The sequence below is a fragment of the Polaromonas sp. P1_E3 genome (genome assembly GCF_056405935.1).
The window spans coordinates 1-9224 of record NZ_JBFUBD010000101.1 but is presented as its reverse complement, the minus strand read 5'-3'; the positions used below and the strand labels follow the sequence as shown (position 1 = coordinate 9224).

The 9224-nt window shown below is 62.0% G+C and carries 10 protein-coding genes; all 10 read right to left on the bottom strand.

The annotated features are described in order from the left end of the window. The coding region (locus AC1D0Z_RS12285) for a hypothetical protein (protein ID WP_477658526.1) at window positions 1–386 on the bottom strand (386 nt) is incomplete at its 3' end. A 192-nt stretch (window positions 387–578) separates the two neighbouring features. Further along, window positions 579–737, bottom strand: coding sequence for a hypothetical protein (locus AC1D0Z_RS12280; protein WP_477658525.1), 159 nt, complete (start codon window positions 735–737; stop codon window positions 579–581). Between the two features lie 121 nt (window positions 738–858). Further along, window positions 859–2517 carry an MFS transporter gene (locus AC1D0Z_RS12275; RefSeq protein ID WP_477658524.1) on the bottom strand — a complete coding sequence of 553 codons (1659 nt, stop codon included), beginning with the start codon at window positions 2515–2517 and terminating at the stop codon, window positions 859–861. A gap of 192 nt (window positions 2518–2709) precedes the next feature. Then, entirely contained in the window at window positions 2710–3360 is a 651-nt protein-coding gene (locus AC1D0Z_RS12270) for a 2-hydroxychromene-2-carboxylate isomerase (protein WP_477658527.1), read from the bottom strand. A 44-nt stretch (window positions 3361–3404) separates the two neighbouring features. Continuing rightward, window positions 3405–4181, bottom strand: a complete 777-nt coding sequence (locus AC1D0Z_RS12265; protein WP_477658523.1) for a YbaK/EbsC family protein — start codon at window positions 4179–4181, stop codon at window positions 3405–3407. 93 nt (window positions 4182–4274) lie between these two features. Then, on the bottom strand, window positions 4275–5195 hold the full coding sequence (locus AC1D0Z_RS12260) for a hydroxymethylglutaryl-CoA lyase (RefSeq protein WP_477658522.1): 921 nt from the start codon (window positions 5193–5195) through the stop codon (window positions 4275–4277). A 27-nt stretch (window positions 5196–5222) separates the two neighbouring features. After that, window positions 5223–5681, bottom strand: coding sequence for a DUF3592 domain-containing protein (locus AC1D0Z_RS12255; RefSeq protein WP_477658521.1), 459 nt, complete (start codon window positions 5679–5681; stop codon window positions 5223–5225). A gap of 42 nt (window positions 5682–5723) precedes the next feature. After that, on the bottom strand, window positions 5724–6653 hold the full coding sequence (locus tag AC1D0Z_RS12250; protein WP_477658520.1) for a 2-hydroxyacid dehydrogenase: 930 nt from the start codon (window positions 6651–6653) through the stop codon (window positions 5724–5726). 36 nt (window positions 6654–6689) lie between these two features. Continuing rightward, window positions 6690–8681, bottom strand: a complete 1992-nt coding sequence (locus AC1D0Z_RS12245; RefSeq protein WP_477658519.1) for an acetyl/propionyl/methylcrotonyl-CoA carboxylase subunit alpha — start codon at window positions 8679–8681, stop codon at window positions 6690–6692. Further along, window positions 8674–9224 (bottom strand): DUF4126 domain-containing protein (locus tag AC1D0Z_RS12240; protein WP_477658518.1); only part of this gene is annotated, 551 nt, incomplete at its 5' end. The genes AC1D0Z_RS12240 and AC1D0Z_RS12245, both read right to left, overlap by 8 nt.

Sequence of the window (9224 nt, the reverse complement as noted above, 5' to 3'; positions counted from 1 at the left end):
AGCTTGTCGATGTCACCGGCGGCTTCCACCGCGAGGTTCAACCTGAAACCCCGCAGGCCCAGGCTGGCCGTGAGCCGCGTGGCAATCGGGTAGGCCCTCGAATAATGCTCCTGCGCGTTCAGGGTCGGGCTGCCATCGGCGTTCTGCGCCGACACCTCTGGAACAGGCTCGGGCGGCGACTCTACTGCCACCGGCGCCAGCAGGCCCAGTGAAATCAGGTGATTGATGTCTTCGGCAGTTACACCGAACCCCGAGGTGGCCTTGACCACATCGGCCATGCTGCGTTTGCCGTCAAACATGATGAAGGCAGAGCGCTGCCGAGGGGTCAATGCGACGGTCCGGTTCTGTACGGCGGTCTGGCCTAGTTCCGTCTTGGTGTAAATCATCGGCTGGTCTCCAGTAAATGCACGAGGGCGCCACCATTGCGGTGCTTGATATTCAGAGACGCTGTAATGACTTGTTTTTGTCTCTGTTAATTCAATTTACCTCATTTTTACCGGCAACGCACCTTTTCCGGGCATGTTTGCGGCAATGTCCTGCACGCAAAACATCTGTCGACACCTGCCTGACGGCTTCACTCAACCTCGCACACCAGCGTCCATGGCGAGGGCAGCAACAGGTGCGGCCAGTTGCGAAGCACCGTGCTTCTCACCACCCATGTCAATGTCACCGCCCTTGTTCAACAGAAATAATGCCAGCCCGGCAATCACGATAAAACCCACAACAATCTTCCACATCTTTCTTTCTCCCCAAAAAAAAAGCCCCCGGCAAATGGATGGCGAGGGCTCAAAAAACACAAGGCTTTTCAGCCTGAAAAGGCCGGCGCGGGATCCTGTCCTGCACCGGCGCAAAAACCCATCAGTCGTTGGCGTAAATGTCCACGTCCTTGGTTTCCTTGATGAACAAGGTGCCCACCACCAGCGTCATGGCGGCGATGATGATCGGGTACCAGAGGCCGTTGTACATGTTGCCGGTCTGCGCCACGATGGCAAACGCCGTGGTGGGCAGCAGGCCGCCGAACCAGCCGTTACCGATGTGGTACGGCAGGCTCATCGAGGTGTAGCGGATGCGGGTCGGGAACAACTCCACCAGCATGGCGGCGATCGGGCCGTACACCATGGTCACCAGCAATACCAGGTAGAACAGGATGGCCGTGACCATGACCTTGTCGACCTTGGCTGGATCAGCCTTGCTCGGATAGCCGGCGGCCTTCAGGTCGTCTGCCACGAGCTTCTTGAACTCGGCGTCCTTCTTCTTGGCATCGTCGGCGCTCAGGCCTTTGGCGGTGTAGCTGGGGATGGCGGTTTCGCCGATCTTGATGGTGGCCACCGTGCCGGCGGGTGCGACGACGTTGTCATAGCTCACCGAAGCGCCAGCCAGCACCTGCTTGGCGATATCGCACGAGCTGGTGAACTTGGCGGTGCCGGTCGGGTTGAACTGGAACGAGCACTCTTTCGGATCGGCAGTCACAACCACCTTGTTCTTGGCTTGTGCCGCGGCCAGGTCAGGATTGGCGGCCTTGGTCAGCGCGGTGAACACGGGGAAGTAGGTCACCACGGCCAGCAGGCAGCCGGCCATGATGATGGGCTTGCGGCCGATCTTGTCGGAGAGCGTACCGAAGATCACGAAGAAAGGCGTACCCAGGATCAGCGAATAAGCCACCAGGATATTGGCCGTGGGGCCGTCGACCTTGAGCGCCTGCGTCAGGAAGAACAGCGCGTAGAACTGGCCGGAATACCAGACCACAGCCTGGCCGGCGGTCAAACCGACCAGCGCCAGGATCACGATCTTCAGGTTCTTCCACTGGCCGAAAGACTCGGACAGCGGTGCCTTGGAGGTCTTGCCTTCAGCCTTCATTTTCTGGAAGGCAGGAGATTCATTCATGGACAACCGGATGTAGACCGAAACGGCCAGCAGCAGGATGGACACGATGAACGGAATGCGCCAGCCCCAGTCGGCAAATGCGGCCTCGCCCATGGCGGTACGCACACCCAGGATGACCAGCAGGCTCAGGAACAGGCCCAGCGTGGCGGTGGTCTGGATCCAGGAGGTGTAGGCGCCGCGCTTGCCCTGTGGCGAGTGCTCGGCCACATAGACAGCTGCACCGCCGTATTCACCGCCGAGCGCCAGGCCTTGCAGCATGCGCAGGGCAATCAGGATCACCGGGGCGGCGACACCGATGGATGCGTAGTTGGGCAAGAGGCCGACGATGAAGGTCGACAAGCCCATGATCACGATGGTGACCAGGAAGGTGTACTTGCGGCCGATCATGTCACCCAGGCGGCCGAACACCAGCGCGCCGAAGGGCCGCACGATGAAGCCGGCTGCAAAAGCGAGCAGCGCGAAGATGAAGGCAGAGCCCGAGTCCAGTCCGCTGAAGAACTGCTTGGCGATGATGGCGGCCAATGAACCGTAGAGGTAGAAGTCGTACCACTCAAATACGGTGCCGAGCGAGGAGGCGAAAATCACCTTCTTCTGCTCGGCTGTCATCGGCCTGTTGTCGACGGCTGTTGCCATGATGTTGTCTCCAAAATAATGAGACTTCCGGTATGGAAGCTACCTTCATTATTTGGTTTTTGCCTGACCTAGCTCTGACGTGAAACTAACAGGAGCTTTCACGAAACTTATGCGTGGCTGACAAGTCAAGGGGAAACCCTTGAAGAACTTTTCAGCATGCGAAGCACCTCAGGGAAAACGCTTAAAACCTTCTTAGGCCCCGCGTCGAATGCCCGTCGCAACCTTACACGCGGTATTCCAGCCATCACCGTCAAACCAGGGGCTGCCGAGCAGGTACTCGCGCAGCATCGGCAACGCATCCAGACCCCAGAAAATTTTGCCGTCCACCTCAAAAGCCGGCACACCAAAAACGCCTTTGGCAATCGCCGCTTCGGTATTGCTTTTGAGCTGCGCCTTCACGCCTTCGCCCTGCACATCGCGCGCAGGTGCAAGCTGCTTCAGCAGCGCGTCATAACGGGCCGGGTCAGCGGCTTCACCACCGTCACACCAGACATGGCGAAAGAGGGTTTCGCACACATAGCGGTTGGGTGCCCCGCCCTGCCCCTCGGGGCCGCAGGCCACAGCCAGGCGCAACAGCGGCAAGGGGTTGAACGGATGGCTGGCCGGCATCTTCAGCGTGATGCCCAGGCTGTGCGCCAGCCACAGCACCTGGCGGTAAGTCCAGTCGCGTTTGGGCGCAATCTCCGCAGGGCCCAGCTGGCCATAGTGCTTGAGCATGCCCGCGAACAGCACCGGCATGTAGGCCACGCTGTAGCTCACCCCTTTGAGCGCTTCGGGAAGGCGCTCAAACGCCATGTAGGCATAGGGCGAAATCACATCGAAGTAGCACGTGATGTGCTTGATCGCAGGCGCATCACCGGCCGCCGGCATCGCCCTGTGTACGCTGGTCATGGCTGCATCGCAGCCATGCGCTGCTCAATGGTTTTCCAGATATGGCGCTTCGCCGCATCGTCGGCCCCGCTCCACTGCGCGATTTCATCACGCGTGCGAAAGCAGCCTTCGCACAGGCCTGAAGCCGCATTCATGCGGCACACGGAAATGCAGGGCGACGGAACATCGGGCTCGCTGTCCAGCGTGGCCGCACGCAGGGACACCAGCCCGACCGCATGCTTGCGCGCCAGTTTGTCTTCGTCCACATTCACCGCAAAGTCCGACACCGGCGCGCCGGTCAGCAACTCAAGCTGCTGTGGCGACAGCTGGAACACCGCATGCGGGTGGCCCGCCGCCGCCCACACCGTTTCAAAGCGGAACAGCGAACGGTCAATCAGCGTCACGGACGGCGTCGCATGCGCCAGCGGCGACACGCCGCCAATGGAAAATCCCGTGCGTGCTTTCACAAACTCCGCATCGGCGCGCGCCAGGCGCTTGCCGTCGGTGCACACCATGGCCTCGACTTTTTTCTCGTCGACGCGCTGGTCGCCTGACGTCACCACCAGCACGGCGGCATCATCCGACTTGCGGCGAAAAATAATGCTCTTGGCAATCTGGCCCACCTGCACACCCAGCGCATCAGCCGCCTGCTGCGCAGTGCGCGCGGCATCGTCGAGCATGACGGGCGCGTGCAGGTGACCGCGGTCCAGCAGCACGGCAGCAACCCGCTGTACGCCGTCAGGCAACGCTTTCAGTTCAGCTCCACACATGCTCAGGCCCCCACGTTCGCTCATTGCATGTAGCTCTCTGCCCCCCGAGGGGGCGCTGCGCCTGCGGCCCGGCAAAGCCGGTTCCGCGGCCCCGGCTGGGTTTTATGTCATTGCACATTAGTTCTGTCGCTTATTCAGTAGCGCGGTTGCCGCGCGGGAGTTGGGCTTGCGCCCCAGGAAATCGCTGATGAATTTACCCGCATCAATGAGCTTGTCCAGGTCAATGCCGGTTTCAATGCCCATGCCATGCAGCATGTACACCACGTCTTCAGTGGCGACGTTGCCCGTCGCCCCCTTGGCAAACGGGCAGCCGCCCAGGCCGGCCGATGAGGTGTCGTATTGCCAGACACCCATCTGCAATGCCATCAGCGTATTGCCCAACGCCTGGCCGTAGGTATCGTGGAAATGGCCCGAGACATCGTTGATGTCGAAGTGCTTCAAGGTGGCGTCCATGGCGCGCTGCACCTTGAGCGGCGTACCCACACCAATGGTGTCGGCCACCCCTACATGTTGCACACCGATGCCCTTCATCAGGCCGGCGAGCATGCCAACGCGCTCCGGTGCGATCTCGCCTTCATAGGGGCACCCCACGGTGCAGGACATCGCGCCTCGCACATAAATTCCCTTTTCGCGGGCCGCTGCCACGACAGGCGCAAACCGCTCAATGCTTTCGGCGATCGAGCAGTTGATGTTTTTCTGGCTGAAGGCCTCGCTGGCCGCACCGAACACCACGATCTCGTCGGGCCACAGTTCGCGCGGCGGCGCAATCGCGGCTTCAAAGCCTTTCATGTTGGGCGTCAGCACCGAGTAGCGCACACCGGGCTTGCGTTTGATACCCGCCATCACCTCGGCGTTGTCGGCCATCTGCGGCACCCACTTGGGCGACACATAACTCGTGACTTCGATCTCTGTGAGGCCCGCGTCCTGCAGGCGGTGCACCAGCTCGATCTTCACCGCGGCCGGCACCTGGGCTTTTTCATTCTGCAAGCCGTCACGCGGGCCGACATCGACAATTTTGACTCTGGAGGGCAAGGCCATGGTTTTTCCCGTATTCGATTTTCAAGATCAGGTGGCCGCAGGGGCCACGCCGCGCGGGCGCAACCACAAAAGCAGGCCACCAGCCAGCACACCCAGCGCACTGAACAACAAAAGAGCCGCGCCCATGAAGCCCTGCACCAGCACGGAACCCACAATCTCGGCCTGCACCGGGTCGTTTACCGGGTAACGCACCTTCACGGTTTCACCGACCTTGTGCACCGCACCGCCCTGGCGTACCAGGGGGTCCGCTACACGCAGGGTACGGCCATCATGCGCAGAAAACTCAACAATGCTTTTCTGGCCGGCGCTGAGCTTCAGGCGGGACGCTTCATGCCCCACCACCCGCCCGGCCACCGTGCGGGTGTCGCTGCCAAGGCCCAGGCTCGAGGCCAGCAACCAGGCCGCTGCCAGGGCCGTCAAGCCGCTGGGCACCAGCAGCAGCCAGCCCAAAACACTGAGCAACCGGTGGGATGTGGACGATGGCATCAATAAGGCTCCGGCAGCGTGCACTTCGATCGCTTCAGCGCTTCAATAGCCACGCAGGGGATCGACAATACCAGCAACCCGCTCCCCGCGTTCGACGGCACGCACCTTACCCGCAATCTGGGCAATGCTTTCCTCGCGCAGCGTACGGGCCGAGGTGTGCGGCGTGACCGTGATCTTCGGATGCTTCCAGAACGGGTGGTCTGCCGGCAGCGGCTCGGTGTGAAACACGTCCAGCGTGGCGCCCGCCAGGTGGCCGTTGTCGATCAGCGTGATCAGGTCGCCGTCGACCAGGTGGCTGCCGCGCGCCACGTTGATGACATAGCCGCCGGGCCGCAACCGCGACAGCGTGTCGAGGTTCATGATGCCCCGCGTCTCCGCCGTGAGGGGCAAGAGGCACACCAGGATGCGGCTGGCCGCCAGAAAGTCCTGAAACCCCTGCCCGCCCGCATCGCCCGAAAAACACTGCATGCCCTCAATGGTCTTGGGCGAGCGGCTCCAGCCATTGACCGGAAAGTCAAACTGCGCCAGCGCGCGGCTGACACGCTCGCCCAGCACGCCCAGGCCCATCACACCAATGGGGTAGTCGGTACGCAGGCGCGGCTTGCGGTACGACCATTTGCCTTCGGCTATGTCGGCCTCATAGCCGTCGAGCTCGCGAAAGTGGCGAATGACCGCATGGCACACAAACTCGGCCATCTGCACGGACATGCCGGCGTCGTCCAGCCGCACCACCGGTACGCCGGCTGGAAGCCGCAGCTTCATGAGCGCGTCAACGCCGGCGCCAATATTGAAAATGCCTTTGAGCTTTGGCTGCTCGTCAAAGAACTGCTGGGGCGGCGCCCAGACCACCGCGTAGTCTGCCGGCGCCGCGCCGGCGGACCACAGCTCCACCTGCGCATCGGGAAACTCGGCTTTCAGGCCGTCTACCCAAGGCTGGGGTTTGATATCGGAACAACAAAAACTGATGCGCATGAAAAGAATCCCGTTTGAATCAAAGCAAAGTAAAAATCAAACGGCTATTTTCAACAATTCCGAACCCTCGCTCACCTGGTCGCCCGGTGCATACAGCAGCTCCTGCACCGTGCCGTCGGCCGGCGCGGCAATGGTGTGCTCCATCTTCATGGCTTCCATCACGGCCAGCGGCTGGCCCTTGCTCACCTTGTCACCGGCCTTGACGGCAAACGACACCACCTTGCCGGGCATGGGCGCCGTGAGGCGGCCGCCTTCGGCCTGCGCTTCGCCCGCATGGGCCAGCAGGTCGATGGAAAGGATTTGCGTAGCGCCTTTGGCGGTGAACACATGGTCCAGCTCGCCCTGGGCATACACGGCGGCCGTCATGCGCTGGCCGGCAAACTGCACGTCAATGCCCTGGGCGGTTTCGGCAAACACCAGCGGGCCCGAGGCCTCGCCAATCATCAGGCGCAGCGCACCATCGTGCAGGTAGGCCAGCGTTGCCTTGGCGGGTTCGCCGTGAAATTCAAACTCAAAGCGGCGTTCCATCACACCATGCGAGCGCCAGCCATCGCGGCGGCTGAAAGGGTCTGCGCCTTCCATGGCCCGCTCATCCAGCAGGGCTTTGGCCACCGCCGCCGCACCCGCCATGGCCAGGCCCACCGGCTCCTGCTTGAAAAGCACGGCTTCTTCGCGCTGGATCAGCGCGGTGTCGAGGTTGGCTTTGGCAAACGAAGGGCTGCGCACCACATAGCGCAAGAACTGCACATTGGTGCTCAGACCCACGATGCGGGTCTGCGCCAGCGCGTCGTCCAGCCGGGCCAGCGCTTCTTCGCGCGTGGCGCCATGCACGATGAGCTTGGCCACCATGGAGTCGTAATAAGGCGAAATCGCGTCGCCTTCACGCACGCCGTCATCCACCCGGACCTGTCCTCTTTCAAATGCCGTGTGCGCCGGCTTCTTGTAGACGTGCAGCGTGCCGGTAGCAGGCAAGAAGTTGTTGTCGGGTGTTTCGGCGCAGATGCGCGCTTCGACGGCATGGCCGTGGATTCGCAGTTGATCTTGCGCCAGCGGCAGCTTTTCGCCTGAGGCCACGCGCAGCTGCCACTCCACCAGGTCCAACCCGGTGATCGCTTCCGTCACTGGGTGTTCGACCTGCAGGCGCGTGTTCATTTCCATAAAGAAGAAATTCATGCTGCCGTCGGCGCGCTGCTCAACGATAAATTCCACGGTTCCCGCACCGACATAATTCACGGCACGCGCAGCGGCCACGGCGGCCTCACCCATCTGCTTGCGCATGGCTTCCGTCATGCCGGGGGCAGGCGCCTCTTCCAGCACCTTCTGGTGGCGGCGCTGCACCGAGCAGTCACGCTCAAACAGGTAGACGTAATTGCCATGCGTGTCGCCAAACACCTGGATCTCTATGTGGCGCGGGCGCTGGGCATACTTCTCCACCAGCACCGCATCGTCACCAAAGCTGTTGATGGCTTCGCGCTTGCACGATGCCAGCGCCGCGTCGAAGTCTTCCGTCTTGTCGACCGCGCGCATGCCCTTGCCGCCGCCGCCCGCGCTGGCCTTGATCAGCACCGGGTAACCAATGCGGTCAGCCTCGCGCTTGAGCAGCGCCGGGTCCTGGTCGCTGCCATGGTAGCCGGGCACCAGTGGCACGCCTGCTTTTTCCATCAGCTGTTTGGACTCGGCCTTCAGGCCCATGGCCTTGATGGCCGAGGCCGGTGGGCCAATGAAGACCAGCCCCGCGTCGGCACAGGCCTGGGCAAATTCCTCGTTCTCGCTCAGGAAGCCGTAGCCCGGGTGAATCGCCTCCGCGCCCGTGGCCTTGGCCGCTTCGATGATGCGCTCCCAACGCAGATAGCTGTCTTTGGGTGCGCTGCCGCCGATATGCACCGCCTCGTCGCAAAAGCTGACATGCTTGGCCCCCGCGTCAGCATCGGAATACACCGCAACAGACTGGATGGCCATGCGCCTGGCAGTGGCTGCGACTCGGCAGGCGATCTCCCCACGATTAGCAATAAGAATTTTTTTAAACATGGTCGTTCTTTGAGAAAGGAGACTTCAAGGTAAATGCGGAAGTGGTGCCGGGGTCGGGCCGCCCGCTGAAGATACGGGCCACGCGGATAAACAGCTGACGCAGGAACCGCCAGCAAACGCGGATCAGCCAGATGCTGAGCGCCAGCACCAAAGCCAGCACCACGACGAAAATCAGCGGGTGAGCAATCGCCAGCCACAGGCCAGCCGGGACCAGCGAGTCTTCGACCAGCGAGGCGCCAATATTGCTGAAGGGCTCGGGTGAGGTGTTGATGGCTGCGCGCGTCGTGGCCTTGGCGGCAAAGCTGGTAGCGGCCAGGGTGCCGCCCAGCAGCGCCGCTACCAACGCGCCCAGGCCGTTGTCTGCGCCAAACACCGCCGCCGCCAACGCAGCACCCGCGGGGATGCGGATCACGCCGTGCACCACATCCCACAGCGAATCCAGCCCCGGAATCTTGTCGGCAAAAAATTCAATGAACACCATGAAGCCGCTGACGCCCAGCACCACCGGGTTGGCCAGCAGGTGCAGGCCCTGCGGAAGCTCTA

Bases quoted from the DNA above. Each gene is read 5' to 3' on its own strand.
- AC1D0Z_RS12280 (WP_477658525.1), bottom strand. From the start codon at position 737: ATGTGGAAGATTGTTGTGGGTTTTATCGTGATTGCCGGGCTGGCATTA.
- AC1D0Z_RS12275 (WP_477658524.1), bottom strand. From the start codon at position 2,517: ATGGCAACAGCCGTCGACAACAGGCCGATGACAGCCGAGCAGAAGAAG.
- AC1D0Z_RS12265 (WP_477658523.1), bottom strand. From the start codon at position 4,181: ATGAGCGAACGTGGGGGCCTGAGCATGTGTGGAGCTGAACTGAAAGCG.
- AC1D0Z_RS12260 (WP_477658522.1), bottom strand. From the start codon at position 5,195: ATGGCCTTGCCCTCCAGAGTCAAAATTGTCGATGTCGGCCCGCGTGAC.
- AC1D0Z_RS12255 (WP_477658521.1), bottom strand. From the start codon at position 5,681: ATGCCATCGTCCACATCCCACCGGTTGCTCAGTGTTTTGGGCTGGCTG.
- AC1D0Z_RS12250 (WP_477658520.1), bottom strand. From the start codon at position 6,653: ATGCGCATCAGTTTTTGTTGTTCCGATATCAAACCCCAGCCTTGGGTA.
- AC1D0Z_RS12245 (WP_477658519.1), bottom strand. From the start codon at position 8,681: ATGTTTAAAAAAATTCTTATTGCTAATCGTGGGGAGATCGCCTGCCGA.